24 protein-coding genes are annotated in these 26,039 nt (G+C 62.2%); 7 read left to right on the top strand and 17 right to left on the bottom strand.

Annotated elements, in window-relative coordinates; translation table 11 throughout:
• Positions 1-169: 169 nt before the first annotated feature.
• From tolB to tolQ, 4 genes are all read right to left on the bottom strand, one after another.
• Complete coding sequence (gene tolB, locus AC07UR_RS26045; RefSeq protein WP_173423583.1) at positions 170-1,480, bottom strand: Tol-Pal system beta propeller repeat protein TolB; 1,311 nt, start codon at positions 1,478-1,480, stop codon at positions 170-172.
• A 79-nt stretch (positions 1,481-1,559) separates the two neighbouring features.
• Positions 1,560-2,639: a cell envelope integrity protein TolA gene (gene tolA / locus AC07UR_RS26040; protein ID WP_173423584.1), complete on the bottom strand. Its 1,080-nt coding sequence runs from the start codon at positions 2,637-2,639 to the stop codon at positions 1,560-1,562.
• A 9-nt stretch (positions 2,640-2,648) separates the two neighbouring features.
• Positions 2,649-3,101, bottom strand: coding sequence for a protein TolR (tolR, locus tag AC07UR_RS26035; RefSeq protein ID WP_173423585.1), 453 nt, complete (start codon positions 3,099-3,101; stop codon positions 2,649-2,651).
• A 27-nt stretch (positions 3,102-3,128) separates the two neighbouring features.
• Positions 3,129-3,851, bottom strand: coding sequence for a protein TolQ (gene tolQ / locus AC07UR_RS26030; RefSeq protein WP_077500707.1), 723 nt, complete (start codon positions 3,849-3,851; stop codon positions 3,129-3,131).
• Positions 3,852-4,159: 308 nt separating this feature from the next.
• On the opposite strand from tolQ, the gene AC07UR_RS26025 reads away from it, so the two are divergent.
• Genes AC07UR_RS26025 through ligD form a run of 3 tightly spaced genes read left to right on the top strand, consistent with a single transcriptional unit; the run spans position 4,160 to position 7,934 of the window.
• Positions 4,160-4,450: a hypothetical protein gene (locus tag AC07UR_RS26025; RefSeq protein WP_209791670.1), complete on the top strand. Its 291-nt coding sequence runs from the start codon at positions 4,160-4,162 to the stop codon at positions 4,448-4,450.
• Complete coding sequence (gene ku, locus AC07UR_RS26020; protein WP_209791668.1) at positions 4,450-5,295, top strand: non-homologous end joining protein Ku; 846 nt, start codon at positions 4,450-4,452, stop codon at positions 5,293-5,295. Before AC07UR_RS26025 ends, ku begins: the two co-directional genes overlap by 1 nt.
• An 8-nt stretch (positions 5,296-5,303) precedes the next feature.
• Positions 5,304-7,934: a DNA ligase D gene (gene ligD / locus AC07UR_RS26015; RefSeq protein ID WP_209791664.1), complete on the top strand. Its 2,631-nt coding sequence runs from the start codon at positions 5,304-5,306 to the stop codon at positions 7,932-7,934.
• Between the two features lie 85 nt (positions 7,935-8,019).
• Here the strand turns inward: ligD and ybgC are convergent, their stop codons facing one another.
• Positions 8,020-8,475 (bottom strand): tol-pal system-associated acyl-CoA thioesterase, encoded by a 456-nt coding sequence (gene ybgC, locus AC07UR_RS26010; protein WP_209791662.1) that lies wholly within the window; start codon positions 8,473-8,475, stop codon positions 8,020-8,022.
• Between the two features lie 127 nt (positions 8,476-8,602).
• On the opposite strand from ybgC, the gene AC07UR_RS26005 reads away from it, so the two are divergent.
• From AC07UR_RS26005 to AC07UR_RS25995, 3 genes are read left to right on the top strand one after another with little or no spacing between them, the layout of a single operon-like run.
• Positions 8,603-9,823 (top strand): NAD-dependent epimerase/dehydratase family protein, encoded by a 1,221-nt coding sequence (locus AC07UR_RS26005; protein WP_209791660.1) that lies wholly within the window; start codon positions 8,603-8,605, stop codon positions 9,821-9,823.
• Positions 9,820-10,683 carry a glycosyltransferase gene (locus tag AC07UR_RS26000; RefSeq protein WP_209791657.1) on the top strand — a complete coding sequence of 288 codons (864 nt, stop codon included), beginning with the start codon at positions 9,820-9,822 and terminating at the stop codon, positions 10,681-10,683. The genes AC07UR_RS26005 and AC07UR_RS26000 overlap by 4 nt, the downstream gene beginning before the upstream one ends.
• On the top strand, positions 10,680-11,570 hold the full coding sequence (locus AC07UR_RS25995; RefSeq protein ID WP_209791655.1) for an NAD-dependent epimerase/dehydratase family protein: 891 nt from the start codon (positions 10,680-10,682) through the stop codon (positions 11,568-11,570). The genes AC07UR_RS26000 and AC07UR_RS25995 overlap by 4 nt, the downstream gene beginning before the upstream one ends.
• A gap of 119 nt (positions 11,571-11,689) precedes the next feature.
• Here the strand turns inward: AC07UR_RS25995 and AC07UR_RS25990 are convergent, their stop codons facing one another.
• The 6 genes from AC07UR_RS25990 to ruvC all read right to left on the bottom strand — a co-directional run bounded on the left by AC07UR_RS25990 (position 11,690) and on the right by ruvC (position 16,989).
• A complete protein-coding gene (locus AC07UR_RS25990) occupies positions 11,690-12,358 on the bottom strand; it encodes a hypothetical protein (RefSeq protein WP_176354913.1) in 669 nt (222 codons plus the stop codon).
• A gap of 314 nt (positions 12,359-12,672) precedes the next feature.
• Positions 12,673-13,572, bottom strand: a complete 900-nt coding sequence (locus AC07UR_RS25985; RefSeq protein WP_173423594.1) for a metallophosphoesterase — start codon at positions 13,570-13,572, stop codon at positions 12,673-12,675.
• A gap of 183 nt (positions 13,573-13,755) precedes the next feature.
• Positions 13,756-14,658 (bottom strand): metallophosphoesterase, encoded by a 903-nt coding sequence (locus tag AC07UR_RS25980; protein WP_209791653.1) that lies wholly within the window; start codon positions 14,656-14,658, stop codon positions 13,756-13,758.
• Positions 14,659-15,699, bottom strand: coding sequence for a Holliday junction branch migration DNA helicase RuvB (gene ruvB, locus AC07UR_RS25975; protein ID WP_209791652.1), 1,041 nt, complete (start codon positions 15,697-15,699; stop codon positions 14,659-14,661). It lies immediately after the preceding gene.
• Between the two features lie 87 nt (positions 15,700-15,786).
• Complete coding sequence (gene ruvA / locus AC07UR_RS25970) at positions 15,787-16,404, bottom strand: Holliday junction branch migration protein RuvA (RefSeq protein ID WP_209791651.1); 618 nt, start codon at positions 16,402-16,404, stop codon at positions 15,787-15,789.
• A gap of 72 nt (positions 16,405-16,476) precedes the next feature.
• The gene (ruvC, locus tag AC07UR_RS25965; RefSeq protein ID WP_209791650.1) at positions 16,477-16,989 is read right to left on the bottom strand and encodes a crossover junction endodeoxyribonuclease RuvC; all 513 of its coding nucleotides are present in this window, start codon (positions 16,987-16,989) and stop codon (positions 16,477-16,479) included.
• Positions 16,990-17,160: 171 nt separating this feature from the next.
• Here ruvC and AC07UR_RS25960 point away from each other — a divergent pair, with 171 nt between their 5' ends.
• Positions 17,161-18,162: an LLM class flavin-dependent oxidoreductase gene (locus tag AC07UR_RS25960; protein ID WP_209791649.1), complete on the top strand. Its 1,002-nt coding sequence runs from the start codon at positions 17,161-17,163 to the stop codon at positions 18,160-18,162.
• A gap of 4 nt (positions 18,163-18,166) precedes the next feature.
• Here the strand turns inward: AC07UR_RS25960 and AC07UR_RS25955 are convergent, their stop codons facing one another.
• From AC07UR_RS25955 to AC07UR_RS25930, 6 genes are all read right to left on the bottom strand, one after another.
• Positions 18,167-18,871, bottom strand: coding sequence for an HAD hydrolase-like protein (locus AC07UR_RS25955; protein ID WP_234941986.1), 705 nt, complete (start codon positions 18,869-18,871; stop codon positions 18,167-18,169).
• 119 nt (positions 18,872-18,990) lie between these two features.
• Positions 18,991-19,737 carry a YebC/PmpR family DNA-binding transcriptional regulator gene (locus AC07UR_RS25950; protein ID WP_173423599.1) on the bottom strand — a complete coding sequence of 249 codons (747 nt, stop codon included), beginning with the start codon at positions 19,735-19,737 and terminating at the stop codon, positions 18,991-18,993.
• Positions 19,738-19,823: 86 nt separating this feature from the next.
• Positions 19,824-20,333: a DUF6636 domain-containing protein gene (locus AC07UR_RS25945; protein WP_209791648.1), complete on the bottom strand. Its 510-nt coding sequence runs from the start codon at positions 20,331-20,333 to the stop codon at positions 19,824-19,826.
• A gap of 16 nt (positions 20,334-20,349) precedes the next feature.
• The gene (locus AC07UR_RS25940; RefSeq protein WP_209791646.1) at positions 20,350-21,186 is read right to left on the bottom strand and encodes an MBL fold metallo-hydrolase; all 837 of its coding nucleotides are present in this window, start codon (positions 21,184-21,186) and stop codon (positions 20,350-20,352) included.
• Positions 21,187-21,485: 299 nt separating this feature from the next.
• Entirely contained in the window at positions 21,486-24,665 is a 3,180-nt protein-coding gene (locus AC07UR_RS25935; RefSeq protein ID WP_209791644.1) for an efflux RND transporter permease subunit, read from the bottom strand.
• The gene (locus tag AC07UR_RS25930; protein ID WP_209791642.1) at positions 24,662-25,816 is read right to left on the bottom strand and encodes an efflux RND transporter periplasmic adaptor subunit; all 1,155 of its coding nucleotides are present in this window, start codon (positions 25,814-25,816) and stop codon (positions 24,662-24,664) included. The genes AC07UR_RS25935 and AC07UR_RS25930 overlap by 4 nt, the downstream gene beginning before the upstream one ends.
• Positions 25,817-26,039 lie beyond the last annotated feature (223 nt).

Below are 26,039 nucleotides of genomic sequence, written 5' to 3'. Positions count from 1 at the left end.
TGAGAAGTGTCTGAATTCACGGTTGCCAGACTGTAACCGGAAGCGGTTAATCGCTATTCAACAGTTATGGTTAACAAATCGATAATTTAAGCTCGGCGCCTGCTAGACCAGCACTTTGCGGCGAGAAAGCGGCATGGTTGCCACAATCCCCGCCGCAAATGAGAGCCTGCTATTCAAGCCGCGGCGACCAGGCCGGGTCGGACGCAAAGCCCTGGGTGGGCACCGGCTGTTCGTTGTAACCGCTGAGGTCGATCGAGTAGAGCTGCGGTCCGCCGGCACCGGCGTTCTGGCGGAAGAACATCAGCACGCGACCGTTCGGCGCCCAGGTCGGGCCTTCGTTGTGGAAGCCCGTGGTCAGGATGCGCTCACCCGAACCGTCTGGCTTCATCACGCCGATCGAGAACTTGCCACCCGATTGCTTGGTGAAGGCGATGAGGTCACCGCGTGGAGACCAGACCGGCGTCGAATAGGAGCCGTCGCCGAAGGAGATGCGGCGCTGGCCGGAGCCATCTGCACCCATGACGTAGATCTGCTGGCGGCCGCCGCGATCGCTTTCAAACGCGATCTGGCTACCGTCAGGCGAATAGGACGGCGCGGTATCGATCGCCGCCGTGCTGGTGAGGCGGGTCGTCGTACGCGAGCGCAGGTCCATCGTGTAGATGTTGGCATTGCCCTCCTGCTGCAGGCTCATGATCACGCGCTGACCATCCGGCGAGAAGCGCGGCGAGAAGGTCATGCCCGGGAAATTGCCGACCACTTCACGCTGTCCGGTCTCCAGCTGCAGCAGGTAAACGCGCGGCTGGTTGTTTTCGAACGACATGTAGGTGACTTCCTGACGGTTCGGCGAGAAGCGCGGCGTCAGGACGAGATCGTTCGAGTTCGTCAGGGCGCGGGCATTTGCCCCGTCCTGGTCCATCATCGCAAGCTGGCGCTTGCGGGCGGTCTTCGGGCCGCTTTCGGCGACGTAGACGACACGTGTATCGAAATAGCCCTTTTCGCCGGTGATACGCTCATAGATCGCATCGGCGATGATATGGGCGACGCGGCGCCAGTTTTCAGGCTGGGTGAAGAACTGCTGGCCGGTCATCTGCGTACCCGCAAACGTGTCCCAGAGCCGGAACTCCGCCTTCAGGCGGCCGTCGGCCTCCTGCGTCACGCGACCGGTGACCAGCGCCTGGGCATTGATGACCTTCCAGTCTTCAAACCGCGGCGCGGCATCGGGGTTGCTGATCTTCTCGATGAAGGCGCCCTTGTCGATCGGCTTGAACAGACCCGAACGCTTGAGGTCGGCAGCGACCACGTCGGAAATCTTCTTGCCGAGTTCCCCTTGCAGGAAGTCGGTGATCGCGATCGGCAACGGCTCGACGTTGCCCTTGTTGATGTTGATTTCGACGACCGCATTCGCCGGTGTCGCCGCCACAAAGGCGGCCAACAGACCCGCTGCCACCATCAGGGCGCGGAAAAAAGAGCTCTTGATCATAGAGACAAGCCTTTCAGCTTAGTACGAAGGGTTTGCAGGGTTGGTTTGCTATCCGGCATAAGTTCCAATCCCGGCAGCTCTAGAGTGCGAATTCCGAAGGGTCGAAGTTCAGCACGAGGGTATTCCATCCTTTTTCGCCGTCATATTTTTCAGGCGGCAGATTCTGTAGCGGCGCCGAGCGACGGATCGCGCGAAGCGTGCTGCTTTCAACGGCGCGGCGCGTGCCTTCGGGGCCGCCAGTCGCGGTCACTTCCGGCGTGCCGACGATGTTGCCCGACGGGTCGAGCTGCACGCGGACCGTTACACGGACTTCCTCGACGCCGGTCAGGCCGGCGATCAGCGACCAGTTGCCCTGGATCTGGCCTTTCACGCCGTCGATCTCGTTGGCGCTCAAGCCCACGCCGATGGTTTTCTTGCCGCCGAGAGCCGCCTCCTGCGTCGAGCGCTTGGCACCACCGGCAGACGGGTCCTGCCGGTTGAGCAGGGCAGCAATCTCATCCGCGTTGAACTTGCTTTCCTCCGTGGAGGCCTGCTTCTTCTGTTCTTTCGGCGTCTGTTCGTTCTTGCGGTCGGGTGTCTTTGCGGACTGTGCCGGCTTTTCCACCTTGGGCTTGGCCGCAGGCGTCGGCACCTTTTCCGGCAGCGCTTCGGCTTCCGGATTTTCGGCCGGCTTTTCTTCGGCCGGCGCCGGTTCCGGCTTGGTCTCCGGCTTCACTTCCTGCTTGGCTTCCGGCAGCGCCGCCACTTCGGTTGCTGGTTCTGAAGCCGGCTTGGTCTCCTCGACCTTCTTGATTTCCTGCTCGACCGGATCTGGCGTCGGTTCGGGCTTATCGTTCTTTTCCGGCGAGGCCGTGGCTTCGCTCTTCGACGGCTTGGCGTTCGGCGTCGGCGGCGTCTTCAGGTCCGTGTCGTTGTCGCCGACGTTCTCGGCTGGCTGGTTCGTTTCCGGACGCTTGGTCGGAACCGGCGACGACGTCTCTTTCTTCGGCGCCTTCTTGTCGCCCTGCTGGACCTGCGTCATTTCCGAATAGGGGACGATGTCGACCGGCAAAGCCTCGACGTCGGCGACCTGGAAATCAGCCGGGCTGCCGAGCGAAACCATCGCCCAGGTGAGAACCAGAGCGTGCAGCAGACCAGATGTGGCGAGACTGCCCTTCATCGTGGACGATCACTTTTCCTGTTCTTGCAGCGTCACGAGACCGAGGTTCTTGAACCCGGCTGCCGAGATGCGCGCCATGACCTTCATCACCGTGCCGTAATCGGCATTGGTGTCGCCGCGAACATAGATGCGTTCGTTGTAGCCGGTGGTGGCGATGGCCTCGAGCTTCGGCACGACCTCGTCGATCGCGATCGCGGTCTCCTGCAGGTAGATTTCACCTGCCGGGTTGACCGAAACGGTGATCGGCTGCGTATCGGAGTTGAGCGCCTTTGCCTGCGTTTCCGGCAGGTCGATCGGCACGCCGACCGTCATCATCGGTGCAGCGACCATGAAGATGATCAGCAGCACAAGCATCACGTCCACGAAGGGTGTGACGTTGATCTCGCTCATGATCGCTTTCTTGCCGCCGCGGCGACGACGACCGCCACCCGAACCTTTGGCTCCGCCAACCGACATACCCATCAGCTTGGTCTCCGTGCTCTCTGGCGATTACTGCGCCGCCTGGCGCGGGTTCTGCAGCTTCTCGTCGATCTGCCGCGACAGGATCGCGGAAAACTCGTCGGCGAAGGCTTCCATGCGCGCCGACAGCTTGCCGGCGTCGGCGGAAAACTTGTTGTAGGCGATAACGGCGGGAATAGCGGCGAGCAGACCGATGGCGGTTGCCAGGAGCGCTTCGGCGATACCGGGCGCCACGACCGCAAGGTTGGTCGACTTCGAACCGGCGATCGCCTGGAACGAGGTCATGATACCGACGACGGTACCGAAAAGACCGATGAAGGGTGCCGCCGAGCCGATGGTCGCGAGCGAGCCGAGGCGCGCTTCGAGCGATTCCGATTCACGGGCAAGCGTCACGTCCATCGCCCGGTCGATGCGCATCTGCAGACCGATCGGCGAACGCGCCCCGCGCTCGAAGCTCTTCTTCCATTCGCGCATCGCCGACACGAAGATCGCGCCCATGCCCGCCGTCTGGCGGTCGGAGAGGGTGCGGTACAGCTCTTCCAGCGACTGGCCCGACCAGAACACCTGCTCGAAACCGTCGAGCTGGCGACGGACACGACCGTAGTTCAGCGTCTTGTCGACGACGATCGCCCATGTCCACACGGAGGCTGCAATCAGCCCGAGCATGACCAGCTTCACGACAAGGCCCGCCTGCATGAAGAGCGACCAGAGGCTCACATCGTGTGTGGCTGCGGCCAATCCAACCTGTTCCATCGTTTTCAGTCCCCGAATCCAAACACCCGGCAAGAGCGGCTCATGCTCGTGACCGGGTAGCCCAAACGTCCTGTTGCAAGAGTGCCCCGGCGCCGCCGCTGGTCGCACCATCGCGACCTTTATTAGCTTATGGTTGCCTTCTTGCCGTCAATTTTGGTCAAAGGATGACGTGCGCTGCACAAATCCTGATGGGCTGATTAAGACACCATTATGGTTAAGGGAGTGTTACCGCGACTGTGTCTTTCCGGCCGCAGTCGTCTGCGCGTGCCCATCGCGGAACTTCCCCGCGCGGCGGACGTTTTCGGGGCATGAACACGCAAACGACACGACACCGCGACCGGCGAGCCGCCGCCCAGCGCTTCGATCAGCGCGACCGCCTGATTCTCGCGCTCTATGCGCAGCTGAAGGCCGAGCGCGAAACGCGCGCCGCCCTCGAGGAGGCACTCGCCAACGGCGTTTTGTCGAGCGAAGTGCTGCAGGCCATCGTCGCCGATCCCATCCCCGCCATTACCAGCGAAGACATCGCAGGCATCGAGCAGGCCCTCGCCCACGATGCAGCCCGCGCACAGACCGCCAAACCATTGAACGGAGAACGCTGATGCCTTCCCGCGCGCTCTGGAAGGGCCAGCTCCGGCTTTCCCTTGTCTCGATCCCGGTCGAGCTTTTCAGCGCCACACGCTCCGGCGCCAACGTCTCGTTCCGCCAGATCCACGAGCCGTCGGGCAAGCCCGTGCACTATGAAAAGGTCGTCGACGGTATCGGACCTGTGGCCACCGACGACATCGTCAAGGGTTACGAATACGAACCCGGCAAATACGTATTGCTGGAGCCGAAGGAAGTGGATTCGATCAAGCTGGAGACGAAGAAGACGCTGGAGCTCGTGCAGTTCGTCGGCGCGAGCGACATATCACCGATCTATTTCGACAAGCCCTATTATCTCGTGCCGACCGACGACCTTGCCGAGGATGCCTATCGGGTTGTGCGTGATGCCCTGCGGGCTGCCTCCAAGGTCGGGCTCGGCCAGCTGACTCTGCGGGGCCGGGAATATCTCGTTGCGGTCAAACCCTGCGGCGACGGCCTCCTGCTGGAGACGCTGCGCTACGCCGACGAGCTGCGCAAGGCGGACCCGCTGTTCTCCGGCCTGTCAGGCAAGAAGGCGGACAAGGAGCTGCTTGATGTCGCAACCGCACTGATCGACCGCAAGACGGCGCCGTTCGATGCCGCCGTCTTCAAGGACAACTACACCGCCGCGCTGACAGATCTGGTCAAGCGCAAGATGAAGGGCAAGGCGGCCCGCGTCTCGGTGGATGAAGACGAACGGGCTTCATCTGGAAGCGACAACGTCATCGACCTGATGTCGGCCCTGAAAAAGAGTCTCGAAAGTAGCGGCAAAAAGCCGCCAGCGAAACCGGCCTCGACCGCCCGCCGCCGCAAATCCGCGTGAGGTGACCGATGGCTGCCCGCCAGAACCCGCTTTCCGAATACAACCGGCGCCGCGATTTTTCCAAGACAGGTGAGCCCGTGGGCAAGGCGGCACCGGCGCGCAAGGGCCAGAAGCGTTTCCTCGTACAGAAACACGATGCAACCCGGCTGCATTACGATTTTCGCCTGGAGTGGGGCGGTGTCCTGAAGAGCTGGGCGGTGACCCGCGGACCGAGCCTCAATCCGGACGACAAGCGGCTGGCGGTGCGCACCGAGGATCACCCGATGGCCTATGGCGATTTCGAAGGGACGATCCCGGAAAAGCAGTATGGCGGCGGCACCGTGATGCTCTGGGACGCCGGCTGGTGGGAACCCGACAACGATCCTGACGAAGGGTTGCAAGTAGGCAAGCTGAAGTTCCACCTGCATGGCGAGCGCATGCGAGGCGGCTGGGCGCTGGTGCGCATGCGACCGCGTCCGGGCGAAAAGCGCGAAAACTGGTTGCTGATCAAGGAGACCGACGAGGTCGCCTCCGACTATGGCGAAAGCCTGATCGAGAACCACATGACCAGCGTCTTTACCGGCCGCACCATGACGGAGATTGCCGACGGAAAAGGCGAAAGCAAGAAACACGTCTGGCAGTCTGAAAAGAGCGCCGCCGCCAACGTGAAGGCTGGTGCAATCGCCGAGGAGCGCCCGAAACGAATGACGCAGAAGCGATCAGGCAAACCGCCGCCCTTTCAAAATCCGCAACTTGCCACGCTTGTCTCAGCGCCGCCTGAGGGCGACGACTGGCTGAACGAGGTGAAATTCGACGGCTACCGGCTGCTCGTGGCGGTCGGTGGCGGCGAGGCCGTGTGCTACACGCGCACTGGGCTCGATTGGAGCGAGAAGTTTCACACGATTGCCGACACGCTGGCAGAACTCGACTGCAACTCGGCTCTGCTGGACGGCGAGGCAGTGGCGGCAGGCGGTGAAGGCTCGTCGTTCTCGGCACTGCAGAAAGCGCTGAAACACGGCGGCGACATCCGCTTTTATGCCTTCGATCTCTTGGAGCTGAATGGCCGCGACCTGCGCAAGACGCCGCTGGTCGAACGAAAGCGTGAGCTGAAAGCCTTGCTCGATGCCATGGGCCCGTCCGGCACGGTGCTCTACAGCGAGCATGTGCGCGGCAACGGCGCCGAGGTCTTTGCCGCCATGTGCAAGTCCGGCCAGGAAGGCATCATTGCCAAGGAAGCGGACGCCCCATACCAGAACCGGCGCACGCGCAGTTGGCTGAAGATCAAATGCACGAAACGCCAGGAATTCGTGATCGGCGGCTATTCTCCTTCCGCGAAAAAGGGACGCGCCTTCGCCTCGCTGCTCGTCGGAACGTTCGAAAATGGCAAACTTGTCTACCAGGGCCGGGTCGGCACTGGTTTCGACGAGGCGCGGATGGAAGAGCTTGCCGACGCCTTTGCCAAACGCCGGCGCAAAACGCCACCTTTCGCGACAGTGCCGGATGAGATCGCCCGAGACGCAATCTGGTTGACACCCGATCTGGTCGCCGAGGTCGACTTCGCCGAATTCACCGACGACGGACACATTCGTCACGGCGCCTTCGAAGGGCTGCGCCGCGACAAGGAGGCAAAGACCGTGACACTCGAAAGACCGAAGGTAACGAAAGAGCCCAAAGCGCGTGCCGAACACACACCAGACACCGCCAAACGCGCTTCGGGCAAAGCCCAGCGTGCTCGGGGCAAGACATCGCGCGAGGCGAACCGCGATGCGGACGACACCGTTCTCGGCATTCGCATCACGCATCCGGAGCGTGAGCTGTTCGAGGGTGAGCGCATCACCAAACTCGATCTCTCCCACTACTACGCGGTCGTGGCCGAGAAGATGCTGCCCTTTGCAGGCGGTCATCTGCTCTCGCTGATGCGTTGTCCGCAGGGTGGTCGCGGCCAATGCTTTTACCAGAAGCATGCCAGCGAGGGTTTTCCGGGCGAAATCCATGAGACGCCTGTGAAGGAATCCTCCGGCGATACCGAGAATTACATGTATGTGCGCGACGCCAAGGGGCTTGTCGCCGCGGTTCAGATGGGAACGCTCGAATTCCACATCTGGGGATCGCCCGTCGACAAGCTGGAGACGCCGGACCGGCTGGTGTTCGACCTCGACCCCGATCCGAGCGTCGGCTTTACGACCGTCAAGAAGGCAGCATTAAGCCTCCGCGCTGCGCTCGACGAGATCGGCCTGAAATCGGTGCCGATGGTGACCGGCGGCAAGGGCGTGCATGTCATCGTTCCGCTGACGCCCCGCGCACCCTGGGACGAAGCCAAACGCTTCGCCAAGGCCTTTGCCCAGGGGTTCGCCGATCGCGATCCGGACCATTTCATCGCCACCATGTCAAAGGCGAAGCGCAAGGGCCGCATCTTCATCGACTGGCTGAGGAACGAGCGCGGCGCCACCGCGATCGCCCCCTACTCCACCCGGGCCCGCGCCGGCGGGCCGGTGGCGACGCCCGTCAGCTGGAGCGAGCTTTCAGATCTCGATGCGGCCAACGGTTTCCACATTCCCGAAATCCTTGAACGGATCGAAAGCGGCGTCGACCCCTGGTCCGACCTTGGCGACACCAGGCAGTCCCTGACCAGAAAGATTCTGGACGCGCTGCCCGAGTAAGCGCTTAGGCTCGTTTTTTAAGCGGCCTTCCGGCAACAAAAGCGCCCTTCGAAACGGACGCTGCGATGCTCGCAACGGGACCGACTTAGCCTGCGCTTTGCCTTGCCCGTGTAAATTTTGTCGCCAGCGCTTCGGGCAGCCGGCGGGGGCGGCCCTGGCCATTGATGACGGCGATGATCACCTTGGCGGCGATCAGCAGCTGGCCATCGCGCCAGATCTCCTGCAGCAGTACCATCTTGGCGCCGCCGGCTTTCTCGGTGACCGTGCCGATCGTCAGGATATCGTCCATGCGCGCCGGCGCCTTGAAGTCGATCTCCATGCGATGCACGACGAAAACGAGCCCTTCGCTGTCCCCTTCGATCGCCAGCGTCGCCTGCTCCACACCCAAGAGCCGCAGAAAATCCGTCCGGGCACGCTCCATGAAATGCAGGTAGCGGGCATGGTAGACGACACCGGAAAAATCGGTGTCTTCATAGTAGACGCGCTGGACCAGCCGATGGCCGTCTTCGGTCAATTCGCCAGCAAGCGAGATCAGGGACATGCTTCTCTCCGACTAGAATTTCCCAGATCCTGTGCAGGAACAAAAACGCATTTGCAAGCATTGCAGCCCTGTCACAATCCTATCCTACACGTGGCACAGCTTTCCTTCCTGATCAGGAGATCCGTGCATGAAGATTGCGATCCTCGGCGGCGATGGTTTCGTCGGCTGGCCAACGGCCCTTCATCTCTCCGATGCCGGCCACGACATTCACATCCTCGACAATCTCTCGCGCCGCTGGATCGACACGGAACTTGGTGTTCAATCCCTGACCCCGATGGATTCGATCCAGGAGCGCACCCGCATCTGGCATGCCGAGACCGGCCGCCGCATCCACTTCAACCTGATCGATCTTGCCCGCGACTACGATCTCTTAAAGAACTGGCTGGCGGACCATCGCCCCGACGCGATCGTGCATTTCGCCGAACAGCGCGCCGCGCCCTATTCGATGAAGAGCGACCGGCACAAGAACTACACCGTCAACAACAACGTCAATGCCACCCACAATCTGCTGAACGCATTGGTCGAACTCGAACTTGACGCGCATCTGGTCCATCTCGGCACCATGGGCGTCTACGGATATTCCACCGTCGGCGCGGCGATCCCCGAGGGCTATCTGCCCGTGGGAATCGAGACGATGGCAGGGCAAACCGTGAGCCAGGAGATCCTCTACCCCTCCAATCCCGGCTCGATCTACCACATGACCAAGTGCCTGGATCAATTGCTGTTCCAGTTCTACGCCAAGAACGACGGCCTCAGGATCACCGATCTGCACCAGGGCATCGTCTGGGGCACCCATACCGAACAGACCCGCCGACACCCCCAGCTGATCAACCGCTTCGACTACGACGGCGACTATGGCACCGTCCTCAACCGCTTCCTCATCCAGGCAGCGATCGGCTATCCCCTGACCGTTCATGGCTCCGGCGGCCAGACGCGCGCCTTCATCCACATCCAGGATTCCGTTCGCTGCATCGAGCTGGCGCTGAAGCAGCCGCCGGCCCGCGGCAGCCGTGTCGAGATCTTCAACCAGATGACCGAAACCCATCGTGTGCGCGATCTCGCCGAAATGATCGCTGCAATATCCGGCTCGCAGATCGCCTGGCTGCCCAACCCGCGCAAGGAAGCGGCGGAAAACGAGCTGGTCGTACACAACGAAAAGTTCCTGTCGCTCGGCCTTGATCCGACCCGCCTCCGAGATGGCCTCTTGTCCGAAATCGTCGATGTCGCCAAAAAATTCGCCTATCGCGTCGATCGCGCGCGCGTCCCGGCCATGTCCGCCTGGACCAGGGATATCGCCACGCGCATCAACCATGATCCCGAGGGCAAGCGGCTGAAATCCGTTTCATGACATCGATCGAAGACCAACTGGAGGGGCTCCGCCCCTCTTCCCCCGCCGCCTCCAACCATGCGTTCGTGACGCTCGTCACCAACGATGATTATGCGCTCGGCGCCCGCGCGCTCGCCCGCTCGATCCGTCTGACGAAGACCTCGGCCGATATCGTCGTCCTCCACACGGGCGGCGTGTCGGCCGAGGCACTCGCGCCGCTTTCGGCCTTCGATTGCCGCCTTGTCGAAACCGATCTGCTGCCGCTCTCGCATGCCTTCAACGAACGCCACACCCGCCGCAACGTCCACGACAAGGCGCCGTTCACCAAGGGGCGCAAGCCGGCCTTTCACTCACCGCTCGACAATTTCTGCAAACTGCGGCTCTGGCAACTGACGGCCTACCGTCGCTGCGTGTTCATCGATGCGGACGCCATCGTTCTCAAAAACATCGACCGGCTCTTTCACTACCCGGAGTTTTCCGCGGCGCCGAATGTTTATGAAAGCCTTGCCGATTTTCACCGGCTGAATTCGGGCGTCTTTGTCGCCGAACCATCGACGGTGACGTTCGCAGCAATGCTCGACAGGCTCGATGCGCCCGACGCCTTCTGGCCGCGTACCGACCAGACCTTCCTGCAGACCTTCTTTCCCGATTGGCACGGCCTGCCGGTGACCATGAACATGCTGCAATATGTCTGGTTCAACCTGCCCGATCTTTGGGACTGGTCGTCGATCGGCGTGCTGCACTATCAGTATGAAAAGCCGTGGGAGAAGGATCACCCCCGCGCCGAGCAGCTTCAGCCGTTGATCGATCTCTGGTTCGCCTATCTGACCGGCGAGGGCATTCCGGACATCGCAACTCTCGCCAATCCGGTCCCGTCATGAGTCGCGTGCTCGTCACCGGCGGCACCGGCTTTGTCGGACGCTTCATCGTCGAGCATCTGCTGGCGAGCGGATACGACGTGGTTGTCGGCGGCCGCACGCCGCCCGCTCCCGCCTTGTTTTCGAAACCCGTGGCCTTCGTTGCGCTGACACTGGACCCGGATATCGACCAGAGCCCTGCCTTCCGCCACGTCAACCACTTCGTCCACGCCGCCTTCCAGCATGTCGAAGGCCGTTATCGTGGCGGCGAAGGGAGTGACCCGGAAGGGTTCCGCCGCAGCAATCTCGATGGCTCGGCCAGCCTGTTTCGAACCGCGCGCGACCAGGGGATAAAGCGGTGCGTCTTCCTGTCGAGCCGCGCCGTCTACGGCAAGCAATCGCCGGGAGCAGACCTCTTTGAAGAGACGCCCTGCCACCCTGACAGCCTCTACGGCGCCCTCAAGCTGGAAGCCGAAAACGAACTCGCCAAGCTGAACACGGACGGTTTCAAGGCGGTGAGCCTGCGCGTGACCGGTGTCTACGGACGGCCAGGTCGGGGCGGCTGTCACAAATGGCAGTCGCTTTTCGATGATTATCTTTCGGGTGGTGCGATTGTTCCGCGCGCCGGCACCGAGGTGCATGGTGACGATGTCGCCGCCGCCGTGCGCCTTGTCCTCGAAACACCATCGAGCAGCCTGCCGGACGGCGTGTTCAACGTCTCCGATTTCCTCATAGACAATCGTGCCATCCTGGCATTGGTCAAGAATATCAGCGGAAGCCCTCATGCCCTTCCCGCCCCGGCCGTGCTGACGGCGTTCAACACCATGAATACAGAGAAGATCCGCGCACTGGGCTGGCAGCCGGGCGGGCTGAAACGGCTCCAAGCAAGCGTGGCGAGCCTGCTCGCCTGACGCTCACCTGTTCGCCACGGCCATTCGCACCGCCCAAAGCAGAAAGGCCCGGCGTCGTGTGCGACGCCGGGCCTTTCCTTTCGGTCACGGGTCAAATTCAGACCCGTGATCCCCCAAAATCAAGCAACAGAGGGCAGACCCATCATCGGCTCGACCCGCGTTTTCATCTGCACGGCCGGCTTCTTGTCCGCCGGAAGCACGAAGAGAAGGCTGTGCGAGATGACGATCGCCGCTGCGAGCAGCACGCCATAAGCCATCAGGATCACCGTCATCGGAACGACGAAGTTGAGCTGCGGCAATGCGCCGAGCATCAACGGCACGTACCAGGAGGTTGCCGATACGGCACCCGAGATGAGGAAGGTGCTGCGCTGTTTGGTCGACATGCCTTCCATCAGCGAACGGCCGATCTGCATCTTCACCTTCGGCAGGATCACCGCATGGATGAAGGCGCCATTGACCGTCAGGATGGCGACAATGGTCATTTTCGCCCAGACCTTTTCATTGCCGAGTTTGATCGGTTCGAAAAAGCCGTAATAGGCAAGGAAGCCGAAGCCGGTGACCCACAGAAGGATCAGGCCCCAATTCACGATCTTCGACCCGAAGTGGAACACCGCCCAGTGTTCCGGGGTCACTTTCCCCTTGATGAAGAACCGCACGATCATCAGATCGAGAACGGTAGCAGCGCCCAATCCCAGCGCCAAGCCGATGAAATGGAGTATGCGAAGACCCGTCTTGAGTGCAGCGACTGGATCGAGGCTCAGCGTATTGATCAGAAACATGAGACCCATTGAAAGTACCTTTTCGATATCGGCAGCATCACATGGGAACAGCGCCACCCCGAATGGCGCACCCTAAAAATTCCCTCAGACTGAATGAAATCTACGCTGAACTATAACCGCTTCTGTCTGTCCCTGGACGGCATGTGATACTGCTAATGCCCTTAATCGCCCGGCGTCTTGTTACTGTCGAAATCGGCTCAAAGCGCGGCGCAGATATGGCTAAAATAAGAATACAATAAAGTAGACATACTCCATACACAGATATTCAGCATCTTCCTTGGCGATATAGCCTCGAGATCGTGACGGCAACGGCAGTGACGATCCTAGCCGATGTCGATGGCAACGATCTCCGGCGGTGATCCGATCCGGATCGGCAAGTTCGAAAGCCCCAGTCCACCCGAGACGATCATGTGCCGGTCCCGCTCGATGATATGTCCGTAGGCATAACGGTTGCCGTATCGCGACGGGACGAGCGGTGAATACCCCAGGAGCCTCACCTGGCCGCCATGGGTATGACCTGCGAGTGTCAGCGAAACACGCGCGGGCACGTCGACGAAGATGTCCGGCTCGTGAGCCATGAGAATGATCGGCTCGTCGCCCTCGATACCCGCCAGCGTACCCGGCAAGTCATCCAGCCCCGGGATCATGCCGGAGCCATCAGGGGCCGGATAGCTCGGCTCGAGTTGATCGGCGAGACCCGCGAGCCAGAAGGATCGTCCGTCCTTTTCCAGGCGCAGTGCACGATTGTCATAAACGGGAATACCGACGCCGGCGAGCGCCCTGTGCGCGAGCGTCGGACCATGCCCCGCTCGGCTGGCAACCGGATCGTTGAGCCAATCGTGGTTGCCCATGATCGCATGGACGCCGAGCGGCGCCTTCAGCCGCGCCAATGCATCGGCCCAACGGGCGGGCTCGACGAAGCCGGTCAGGCGCAGGCTGCTCATGTAGTCGCCGAGCAAAAGGATGATGTCGCCGCCAAGCGCACTGGCCTGATCGCAGATGCCGGCTATCCGGCTCACCGGCATCCAGGGCTCGCAGGCATGGATATCCGCCAGAACGACGATCCTCAGCTTCAGCCCTGACGGCCAATTGGCGGGTCGCAAGGCGTAGGACGTCACAAGCGGCCGCTTCAACGGCTCTACGCCGACGGCATAGGCGCTGGTGCCGAACCCAGCCATCATCAATCCGCCGAGAAGCTTGAGAAACCCGCGCCGCGCCAGCATGCACTCTTCCCTTCGATGGATGGATTTCGAATTGCCGCCGCCATCATGAAAGCGGTTGAGGCAACGGGACGCGCTCGACGAGCGTCGACGGTCGGCTCTTTCCTTGCCGGATCATAGCGGGCACGCGGCAACGCCGAAATACGTCATTCGGCCACGCGCCTAAGCCATGCGGCCGGGAGCCTATCAGCCGAGATCGATGACCAGGATCTCCGGCGGCACGCCGAAGCGGACCGGCGCAATCGAGCAACCGAGCCCGCCAGAAACGATCAGACTGCGATCTCCCTCGACCAAATGGCCGTAGGCATAACGATCGCCGAAACGGGAGGGCACGACGGGAGCATGGCCGAGAAACCGGACCTGCCCGCCGTGGGTATGGCCTGATAGAGTCAAGGCGACGCGCGACGGCACCTTCGGGAAAATATCCGGTTCGTGGGCAAGCAGGATCACCGGTGCGTCGTCGTCGACCTGCGCCAATGTGCCGTCGAGATCGTCGAGGCCTTGCATGTACTTGCGCATCCACTTTTTGCCCGGCACCAGCGCAAGCTGGTCTTCAAGGCCGGCGAGCCAGAAGCCCATCCCGTCCTTTTCAAGCCGGATGGCGCGGTTGCTGTAGACATTGATGCCGACGTCGGCGAGCGCCTTGTGGCCGAAGGTGAGACCGCCGCTGTTCTTCTGCGCCGTCCTGTCCTCCCACCAGTCATGATTGCCCATGACTGCATGCACCCCGAGCGGCGCTTCGAGTGTTGCCAGCGCCTTCGACCATTCGCTGGAGTGCACGTAGCGCGTCACCAGGTTCATGCCGGCGGCGTAGTCGCCGAGAAGGACGGTGATATCGCCACCGAGCGCATTGGCCTGCCGGCAGATCGAGGCGATGCGATTGGCCGACATCCAGGGTTCGCAGGCGTGGATGTCCGCCAATGCCACCACCCGCAGCTTCAGGCCCGGCGTCCAGCCAGGCGGCGTGAGCGCATAGCGCGTCACGTTCAGCCGGGCGAGCGGCTCGATGGCAAAGGCATAACCGCCGAGTGCCGCCATGCTGGCGATGCCGCCGCCGAGAAACTTCAAAAGCCCGCGGCGGGTGATCATTCATTCGTCCTCGAGCGTCAATCGAAACTGGGCCGCCTCGACCTCTTTCGGCGGATTGAGGCCGATATGTTTCCAGGCATTGGCGGTGAGCACCCGACCGCGCGGCGTGCGCTGGATGAAGCCCTGCTGGATCAGATAGGGCTCGATGATGTCTTCGATCGCATCGCGCGGTTCGGAAAGACCCGCAGCGATGGTTTCGATGCCGACGGGGCCGCCGGCGAAATTCTGGGCGATCATGAAGAGATAGCGACGATCGAGCTGGTCGAGCCCCATATTGTCGACGAGCAGCCGCGTCAGCGCCTCGTCGGCAATTGTCTTCGTCACCGCTTCGGCCCGGGCCACTTCGGCAAAATCGCGCACGCGGCGCAACAGGCGACCGGCGATGCGCGGCGTGCCGCGCGCCCGTCGTGCAATCTCGCGCGCGCCGTCATCGGTCATGCCGAGCCCCATCAGCCGGGCGCCGCGGCGCACGATCGATTCCAGTTCCTCGACGGTGTAGAAATTGAGCCGTACCGGAATGCCGAACCGATCGCGCAGCGGCGTGGTCAAAAGGCCGAGGCGCGTGGTCGCCGCCACCAGCGTGAACTTCGACAGGTCGATCTTCACCGAGCGCGCAGCCGGCCCCTCGCCGATGATGAGGTCGAGCTGAAAGTCTTCCATCGCCGGATAAAGGATTTCCTCGACCGCCGGGTTGAGGCGGTGGATTTCGTCGATGAACAGAACGTCGCGCTCTTCGAGATTGGTCAGAAGCGCTGCCAGATCGCCCGCTTTGGCGATGACGGGCCCGGAGGTCGAGCGAAAATTGACGCCCAGTTCCTTGGCCATGATCTGCGCCAGCGTCGTCTTGCCGAGGCCGGGAGGCCCGACGAACAGCACGTGATCAAGCGCCTCGCCGCGGTTCTTGGCCGCTTCGATGAAGATCTTCAGGTTGGCGCGCGCCTCCGCCTGGCCGGTAAATTCGTCCAGCGACTGCGGACGCATGGTCGCATCGAGATCTTCGCCGCGCTTGTCGGGCGTTATCAGGCGTGCGGCATCAGTCATCCATCCGTTCCAATCGATCGGGCATTCGTATGCATGGTGTCAAAGAATATGGCCGTTTTGCATCGGCCGGCCCGACAAGGCAAGCGGTCATCGCGCCAATTCCTTGAGACCGAGCCGGATCAGCTTGGCACTGTCGGCATCCTCGCCGGCGTTCTTCAGCGCCGCGGCGACCGCATTTGCCGCCTGGTCGCGCGAGTAGCCGAGATTGGTCAGCGCCGACACGGCATCGGAAACCGGTGCTGAGGCAACGCCCTCGCCCAGTTCCTGCTTGAGGCCGATCGTGCCCGACATCTCGCCGGCAAAGGCCGGCGCCTTGTTCTTCAGTTCGGTGACGATGCGCACGGCCACCTTTGGGCCGACGCCCGGCGCGCGCGACACGGAGGTCTTGTCCTGCAGCGCGATGGCGTTTGCAAGTTCGCCCGGCGTCAGCGTCGACAGAAGCGCAAGCGCCACTTTGGAGCCCACCCCCTGCACGCTTTGCAGCAGGCGGAACCACTCGCGCTCCAGTGCGCTCAGGAAGCCGAACAGCTTCAGCTGGTCCTCGCGCACATAGGTTTCGATGAACAACACCGCCGCCTCGCCCGCCGAACCGAGCTTCGACAATGTGCGCGCCGAACAATGGGCGACATAGCCGACGCCATGGACGTCGAGAACGACATGATCCTCGCCGATTTCGTCGATGGTACCCTTCAATTTGCCGATCATGTGGCGTCGTCTCTCATGGATGGATTGCGGGACGGTCGGACCGACCATCGGAAATTAACGGCAGAAGCGCAACTACCCCATCAGGGCCGCAAGCCGGCTGGTCGCCGACAAGCGGTTGTGCGCGTGGCAGATGGCGATCGCCAGCGCGTCGGCAGCGTCGTTGCCCTTGAACTCGGCCTTCGGCATCAGGACCTTCAGCATCATGTGGATCTGCTGCTTCTCGCCATGACCGACACCGATCACGGCCTTCTTGACGGCGTTCGGCGCGTATTCAGCAACCCTCAGGCCCGCACGTGCCGGCACCAGCATGGCGATGCCGCGGGCCTGGCCGAGCTTCAGCGTCGCCGTCGCGTCCTTGTTGACGAAGGTCTGCTCCACCGCCGCCTCGTGCGGCTGATAGCTGTGCACGACTTCGGCAAGGCCGTCATGCAGCTGGCAGAGCCGCGAGGCGAGATCCATGTCTCCGTCCGACGTCACCGTGCCGGAGGCAACGAAGCGCAGCGAATTGCCGAGCGTCTCGATGATGCCCCAGCCGGTACGGCGAAGGCCCGGATCGATGCCGATGATGCGAATCGTGGTCTGCATGAATTTCACCCTATGCTGCGTGTCGGGACGCTGCCAGCAAAAAGTGAACAAAACAAAAACATCCACATGAGGGGAGTGCCCCGGCGGGAAATCTCGGCCAGCGCCCTTGGATTGAGGAATTTTGACCTTACATAGGCATTCAATCAATTTTGCTCAACAAAGGCCTTGCTCATGGCGTCGTTCTCCGTCCTCGATCTCTCCCCGATCACCGAAGGCGGCAGTGTCGCCCAGTCGCTGGAAAACTCCAGGCTCCTGGCGCAGGCGGCCGAAGAAAACGGCTACAAGCGCTTCTGGCTCGCCGAACACCACGGCATGAAGGGCATCGCCAGCGCTGCGACCTCCATCGTCATTTCCCATGTGGCGGCCGGCACGAAGACGATCCGCGTCGGCTCCGGCGGCATCATGCTGCCGAACCATTCGCCGCTGGTGATTGCCGAGCAGTTCGGAACGCTCGCAGCGCTCTATCCCGGCCGTATCGATCTCGGGCTTGGCCGCGCGCCCGGCACCGACATGCGCACCGCCCAGGCGCTCCGCCGCAACATGGAGGCGAGTGCCAACAACTTCCCCAACGACGTCGTCGAGCTGCAGGCACTGCTTGGGCCCGTTGGCGACAATCAGGCGATCATCGCGGTTCCGGGCGCCGACACCAATGTTCCGATCTGGCTTCTCGGTTCGAGCCACTACAGCGCGCGCCTTGCCGGCATGCTCGGCCTGCCCTTCGCCTTTGCCTCGCATTTCGCGCCCGACATGCTGCTGTCGGCGCTCGAAATCTATCGCGAACGCTTCACGCCGTCCGAAACGCTCAACAAGCCACACGTGATGGTCGGCGTCATGGGCGTGGCAGCGGAGACCGACGAGGAGGCGAACTACCTCTTCACCTCGATGCAGCAATCCTTCGTCGCCCTTCGACGCAATGCCCGCGGCCGGTTCCCCGCACCTGTCGCATCAATGGATGGCTTGTGGAGTTCGGATGAGAAGATCTTCGTTGACCACGCGATGTCCTATGCCATCGTCGGCGGCCCTGAAACCATCCGCCGGAAGATCGGGACATTCCTCGACCAGACGAAGGCGGACGAACTGATCATCTCCATGCCGATCTTCGACATGGCGGCGCGGCTCAAATCGCTGCGGCTCTTCGCCGAGGCGCAGCAGCAGCTTTCAAAAGCCGCGTAACCTTTCAGCCCTTCGCGGCCCGAAAGGCCGGCAGGATCTCGTCCATGCGATCGAAGAAACGATCCGGTCCGAGCGATCTCAGAAACGCCGGGTCGGCATAGCCCCAGCCGACGGCGCCGGCGGAGATGCGTGCCTTGCGGGCGGCCTCGATGTCGCGGGCCTCGTCGCCGATTGCAAGAACGTGCAGCGGGTCGATGCCGGCGAACTTGACGACCCGCTTGAAATGCTGCGCCTTGCCGAACAACGTCGCGCCGCACTCAAAAAGGTCTACGGCAGTAGCGGTCTCACCCAGCGCCGTGCGAATGGCCGCTTCGCCATTGGAGCTGACGACCGCAATACCGATGCCAGCCGCCTTCAATCCCGTCAACATGTCCGACACGCCGGGGAAAAGCCGGGTAGACGGCGCTTGGGCAGCCATCTCCTGACGCATGAACGTCGCGATCCGCGGCAGCTTCCACATTGGCACGCGCATATGGGCGATGATCTCGCGGCTACTCATGGCGCGCAGCCCCTTGAACTCCTCCAGGGAGAGTTGGCGGAAGCCGAAGCGCGTGGCCGCGATGTTGCTCGCCGCCATGAACCCCTCCGCGGTATCGGCGAGCGTGCCGTCGAAATCGAAGATCGCGAATTCATACGTCATCGGTGACATCCCGTCGGCGATATCCAAAGAAAAACCCGCGTCCAGCAGGACACGGGTAGATCGCACCATCCACAGCGTCCGCGCCCTATCGGATGCGCAAAGGTCGCTGCGGCGGTCTGCATTGCCGCATGTTTTAGCCCTTGGACCGGATAGGATTTAAGGGAACATGCAGGACAGATAGAAGAGTATCAGGCGGAAAGCTTCGCCATGACCTCGTCGGAGACTTCGAAGTTCGAGTAGACGTTCTGGACGTCATCGTCGTCTTCGAGGATGTCGATGAGCTTCATCAGCGACTGTGCCTTCTCCTCGTCCACCGGCACGGTGTTCTGGGCCTTCCAGATCGCCTTGACGGTTTCGGCTTCGCCGAGCGTGTCTTCGAGCGCCTTGGAGACTTCACCGATCGCTTCGAAACCGCAGATGATCGTGTGGCCTTCCTCGTCGGTGGTCACGTCGTCGGCACCGGCTTCGATGGCCGCATCCATAACCTTGTCGGCTGTGCCGACCGAAAGCTTGTAGGTGATCTCGCCGACGCGGTCGAACGAGAAGGAAACCGAGCCGGTTTCACCGAGTGCGCCGCCGGCCTTGGTGAAGGTCGAGCGGACGTTGGAGGCGGTGCGGTTGCGGTTGTCGGTCAGCGCCTCGACGATAACGGCGACGCCGCCCGGGCCGTAACCTTCGTAACGCACTTCTTCGTAGTTTTCGGAATCGCCGCCGGAGGCCTTCTTGATGGCGCGCTCGATGTTGTCCTTCGGCATCGACTGCGCCTTGGCGTTCTGGATCGCCAGACGCAGGCGCGCGTTCATCGAAGCGTCGGGCATACCGGTCTTCGCCGCAACCGTGATTTCGCGCGCGAGCTTGGAAAACATTTTCGAGCGCACCGCATCCTGACGGCCCTTGCGGTGCATGATGTTCTTGAACTGTGAATGGCCAGCCATGGCACCCTCTGCATGCATGAATTTGAATGGAATGGGGCGCCTTATAGTTTTATTGCCGCTTTCCGTCCAGCAGGGGGCGTTTCTTTTCAGTTGGCGGAGATGCTGGCGCGGCTGAGAACGAAGGCATGGCCGTCGTCGCGACGGCAGGAAAGGCCCGTCCGTTCCGAGGTGCAGGAATAAGGTCCGCCCGACCACGTCGCGCCGTATTCAAGCACCGGCGCGGCGGAACAGCAGCTGGGATCGCCGACCTCGCGATTGATCGTTGCAGCACCCGACCGTCCAAGTGTTGCCCTGACGTAGCGCGGCGCGATGATATCGCAGGATAATTCCGGCCCACCGTCGACAGGCTGATAGGTCGCCGTACCGCCGGCCGGCGTAAAGATGCAGCCGATATTGCCGGATGGCATCACGAACTCTTCCTGCTCGGCGGCGGGTATTGCCGTTGGTTGTGGCGTAGATTGGGGCGTGGTTTGGGGCTGTTGCGTGTCGGGCGGTGGCAAACGCGGCGGCGGCGCGCCGCCGGCGAGAGCCGTGGTTGCCTGGGCTACGATCGAAAGAAACACAAATGCAACGACGCCGACCACTGACAACTTCATTGGGCAATCCCGATGTTCAGACGCCCTGGAGAATATAAATCAGCGGTTTGCTTGGCAAGGAACGCAACGAGACTTTGACACTCGTCCCTGTCGCAAAGCTCTTGTCGAAATCGTCGCCGAACATGTCGAGGAAGGCATTGATCGGCGGACCGCGCCGATGCATCGGCAGGATCAGCGCTGCACGCAGACGCGACACGACGCGGCTCATGCTTTCGGCGCCCATCGTCAGCCCGCCGTCGACCGGCACCATCAGGACGTCGAGCCTGCCGATCTGCCGGTAATGGCTGTCATCAAGCTCGTGATGCAGATGACCGAGATGGCCGATGCACAGGCCCGCCACCTCGAAGATGAAAATGGAATTGCCATCGTGCTCCATCGTCATCGCGCCGGAGCGGATGTCCGTTGTGACGTTGCGGATATAGGCATCGCCGACAACGACATCGTGCCGTGCCGGCTCGCCGTCATCACCCCAGCCATGCAGCACTGTGCGGATCGCCGGATCCGGTGTCAGCGTGTAGTGGCTGGAATGGGCCTTGTTCATCGTCGCCACCGTCGGCGGCGCTTCCGGGCGGAACCAGCCGTTGTAGTCGGTCGCGATCGATACGCCGCCCGGCGTCTCGATCAGAAAGGTCGAGTGGCCGAGATAGCTGATTGTCACCTCGCCGGCGGCGGTCTGTCCCGTCGTGGCAGCAACCGGCGTAAAACTGGCAAAGGTCGCCTTGGGCAAGGTCTCGGCGATCGCCTGACATTGGCTCACCTGCGCGGGTGCCGCCTGCGCATGGGCGACCGAGGGCCAGAAGACATGCAGAAGCCAGATGGCGGCAAAAGTGTAGGCAAGGTAGCGGAGCATCATCCTTCACCTTTCACACCTCGCACGCATGACCTGAGCCCAAGTGCAATCCGACTTGGGTACAGATCGTGCGGCCGTTTCACGGTACCTGCAGCGAACGGTCCCCTTTCGAGAAACGCCGCCATCACGGGCGAGAGGAGGATTGTTCAAGCACGCCGTTACGTCCAGCCGCAATGGGCGAGCGCGCGCTCACGTTTGCGTCATTGTGCTGGCATTGCGAACAGTACCGGCAGGCCCGTTCACAACCAAACGCCCCGGCGCTTCCGCCGGGGCGTTAAATCACAGACAGCGATGCGTTCGCGTCACTCGGCCGGCGTCGGCTCCGGTTCACCCGCCGCAGCCGTCTTGCGCCGGCGCAACGAGCGAAGCGCAACGTAGAAGACCGGCGTCAGGAACAGGCCGAGGAAGGTTACGCCCAGCATGCCGGAGAACACCGCGGTTCCGAGCGATTGGCGCATTTCGGCACCGGGGCCGGTGGCGATCATCAGCGGCACGACGCCGAGGATGAAGGCGAAGGCGGTCATCAGGATCGGCCGCAGGCGCAACTGGCTGGCCTCGACCGCCGCCTCGATCGGCGTCTTGCCCTCATCTTCGCCCTGACGCGCGAACTCGACGATCAGGATCGCGTTCTTCGCCGCAAGTCCGATCAGAACGATCAGCCCGATCTGGGTCAGCACGTTGTTATCGAGCCCCCGCATGAACACGCCGATGAGTGCCGAGAGCACGCCGAGCGGCACGATCAGGATGATCGCCAGCGGCAGAACCCAGCTTTCATATTGCGCCGCCAGTGCCAGGAACACGAAGACGACCGACAGTGCGAAGATGAAGACCGCGGTGTTGCCGGTCTGGCGTTCCTGGAAGGCGAGCTCCGTCCACTCGAAAGTCGTTCCCTGCGGCAAGATCTGAGCAGCGAGCGCCTCCATCTTGTCGAGAGCCGTGCCGGTAGAAACGCCGGGCGCAGGGTTGCCCTGTATCGGCACCGATACGTACATGTTGTAGCGCTGCACGAGGGCGGGACCCGCCGTGTCGCGGATCTCCACGAGCGTGCCCATCGGCACCAGGGCGCCAGTGGCTGAGCGGACTTTCAGCGCCAGAATATCGTCCCGCTCCAGGCGATATTGCTGGTCGGCCTGCGCACGCACCTGGTAGACACGGCCGAAGGCGTTGAAGTCGTTGACATAGGATGTGCCGAGGTTGATCGACAGTGCCTCGAAGATATTCGGGATCGGCACGTTCAAGGTCCTCGCCTTGTCGCGGTCGATCGCCAGGAAGTATTGCGGGCTCGACGCCGAGAACGTGGTGAAGACCCCGGTCAGCCCCTCGGTCTGATTGGCGGCCCCCATCATCTGGTAGGCAAGTCCCAGCACCCGGCGCATGTCGGAACTCTGCCGATCCATGATCTGCATCTTGAAGCCGCCTGAGTTGCCTATGCCACGCACAGACGGCGGCGGAACCGCGATGATGAAGGCCTCCTGGATGCTCTGCAGGCTGCCATAGAGCTGCCCGATGATCTGGTTGGCCCCCTGGCCGTGTTTCAAGCGCTCTTCGAAACTCTCGAAGGAGGCAAAGATCACGCCCGAATTGGAGGCGTTGGTGAAGGTCGCACCGTTGAAGCCGGCAAAGGCGACGGCGTTCTTCACGCCGGGCACCTCCTGGATGATCTTCGAGGCGCGCCTGACCACCGCATCGGTACGATCGAGCGAAGCCCCATCCGGAAGCTGGATGACGACGATGGCGTAGCCCTGGTCCATGGTCGGCACGAAGCCGCTCGGCACGATCTGCGCCATGTACCAGGTGGCCCCGAGAAGGCCGACGAAGACGATGAGCGCCGCAGCGAGCGCCGTTTTAGTCGAAACCAGCTTGCGCACGATCCAGGCATAGCCTTCGGCCATGCGGTCGAAACCATTGTTAAAGCCGTTGGCCAGCGAGCGGCCAAACCGGGTGAGCGGGTTGCGGCTTTCGTGGTGATTGTTTTCGTGCGGTTTCAACAGGATCGCTGCAAGTGCCGGCGAGAGCGTCAGCGAATTGAAAGCAGAGATCACCGTCGCCACAGAAATCGTGACGGCGAACTGCAGATAGAACTGGCCGGCAATCCCCGGGATGAAGGCCGTTGGGATGAAGACGGCGGTCAACACCAGCGATATCGCGATGACCGCGGCTCCCACTTCATCCATGGTCACGTGCGACGCCTCGCGCGGGGTCATGCCGCGCGCCAAGTTTCGCTCGACGTTCTCGACCACGACGATGGCGTCGTCGACGACGATGCCGATCGCCAGCACCAGGCCGAACAATGTCAGCATGTTGAGCGAGAAGCCGAAGGCATAGAGAAATGCGAAGGTACCGATCAACGACACGGGGATCGCAACGATCGGGATGATCGCCGTGCGCCAGGATTGCAGGAAGACGAGAACCACGAGCGCCACCAGAATGGCGGCTTCGCCGATCGTCTTGTAGACCTCGTTGATCGACTCGGAAATGAACTCCGTCGGATTGTAGACGATCCGGTATTCGAGACCGTCTGGAAAGTCTTTCGAAACGTCCGTCATAACCTTCTGGATCGCGGCGGCCGCGTCCAACGCGTTGGTGCCCGGCCGCGAGAAGATGCCGAGGGCCACGGCCGGGCTGCCGTCCAGATAGCTGTTGTTGACATATTCGCGGGCACCGAGCTCGATGCGCGCCACGTCCTGCAGCTGCACCAGACGCCCGCTTTCCGTCGCCTTGACGATGACATAGCGGAACTGCCGGGCATCGCTGAAACGGCCGTCGGTCGTGACGGTGTATTGAAATGCGCTGTCGCCCGGTGTCGGCGGCGCGCCGATCGAGCCGCCCGAAACCTGGACGTTCTGCTCGCGCAACGCCTGCACGACGTCGCCGGCTGTCATCGAGTAGGCCGAGAGTTTTTCCGGATCGAGCCAGACGCGCAGCGCATATTCGCGCTCGCCGAACAGGATGACGTCGCCGACGCCGTCGAGACGAACCAGCAGATCGCGGATTCGGGTACGGGCATAGTTCGACACGTAAAGCTGGTCGTAGCGCTCATTCGGCGACAACAGATGCACGACCATCATCAGGTCGGGCGAGCTTTTCGCCGTGGTGATGCCGATGCGGCGGACTTCTTCCGGCAGCCGCGGTTCGGCGATCGAGACGCGGTTCTGCACCAGAACCTGGGCCTGATCGAGGTCGGTTCCGAGCTTGAAGGTGATCGTCAGCGCCATAGAGCCGTCGGCGGTCGAATAGGAGGACATGTAGAGCATGTTCTCGACGCCGTTGACTTCCTGCTCCAACGGCGTTGCCACGGTGTTGGCGATGGTCTCGGCGTCAGCGCCCGGATAGGCGGCGCGTACGACGATCGTCGGCGGGGCAATTTCCGGATACTGCGCCACCGGCAGCTGGACGTAGGCGATGCTGCCGACGATCAAGAGCACGATCGAAAGCACCGATGCGAAGATCGGCCGGTCGACGAAAAAGTGGGCAAATCTCATTGAGCCGTCCCCGCTGCTTGAGCTTCGGGAGGCAACTCGACGATCTCGGCCTTCACCTTGGTGCCGGGTCGGGCCCGCATCAGGCCGTTGACGACGATGATTTCATCGCCGGTCATGCCGCTGCGGATGACGCGGTAGCCGTGCAGCTTCGGGCCGAGCCGCACCGGTTTGGTGACGACGGTGCCGTCTTCGCGCACCTCGTAGACGATGCGCTCGTTCTGGTCGGCGCCGATAGCCTCATCTGGAATGAGCACCGCCTTATAGGAGTTTGAGCCCTCGAGCTCGGCGCGGCCGAACAGGCCCGGCTGCAGCACGAACTTGGGATTGTCAAAGCGGGCGCGCACCCGCATCGTGCCGCTTGCCTGATCCAGCCGGTTTTCTGCGAAATCGAGCTTGCCCTTGAACGGCGCCTCATTGGCATCGGCGATCGTGACCATGACCTCGAGCGAGCCGCCGCCCTCCTGCAGCGCGCTGCCGCGTTCGCGGGCCACCCGCGCATAGGAAAGCAGACGCCGCTCGTCGACGTCGAAATAGAAGTCGATCGGATCGAGTGAAACGATCGTCGTCAGCACGGTCTGATCCGCCTGAACCAGGTTGCCGGTCGAGATCAGCCGGCGATCGACGCGCCCGGTCAGCGGTGCCGTTATTGTCGTATAGTCGAGATCGAGCCTGGCGCGCTCGACCGCCGCTTCCGCTCCGCGCACGCTGGCCTGCGCCGAGAGCAATTCGCGACGGTGATCGTCGAGGGTGGAAACGGAGAGCGTGCCGGTTCCGGTCAGGGATTCCGTGCGCTTGAACTGGGTCTCGGCAAAGGCGAGAGACGAGCGCGCCGATTCGAGCGCGGCCTCGGCCTGCGACAGCGCTGTGCGGTAAGGGCGCTGGTCGATGACGAAGAGCTTGTCGCCCTTCTTCACCAGGGCGCCGTCGGTGAAGTTCACTTCGTCGAGATACCCCCCGACGCGGGCGCGGATGGCAACTTCGTCGACCGCTTCGAAGCGGCCGATGAACTCATCGCTATCGATCACATCGCGCACAACCGGCTTGGCGGCCGTGACTGTGGGAAGCTGCGCATCCTGCGCCGCCACGTTTGTCGCCGAGAAAAGGGAAATTGAAGCGCCGACAATCATCGGCAAATGCCACTTTGAAAACATGCACGCTCTCCAAATGCACCGACAGCGCCACGCTTCGAACAGAGCGCGGAAAGAACGCTGTCACGCTTGAAACTCGCTGCACAATTGTCTCCGATCGACGCCGATCCAGGCAATTTGCAGTAGAAATAGAGAACGCCCGGCATGGGACATTGGTCGTCCGTATACCTGCGGCGACATTTCGAACCCGCAATCCTGTGCTGCGGATGGTACTTCAAGGTGGAAG

It is taken from the genome of Ensifer sp. GW821-FHT05G01 (assembly GCF_059419585.1).
This window is presented reverse-complemented; position numbering and strand designations above follow the sequence as displayed.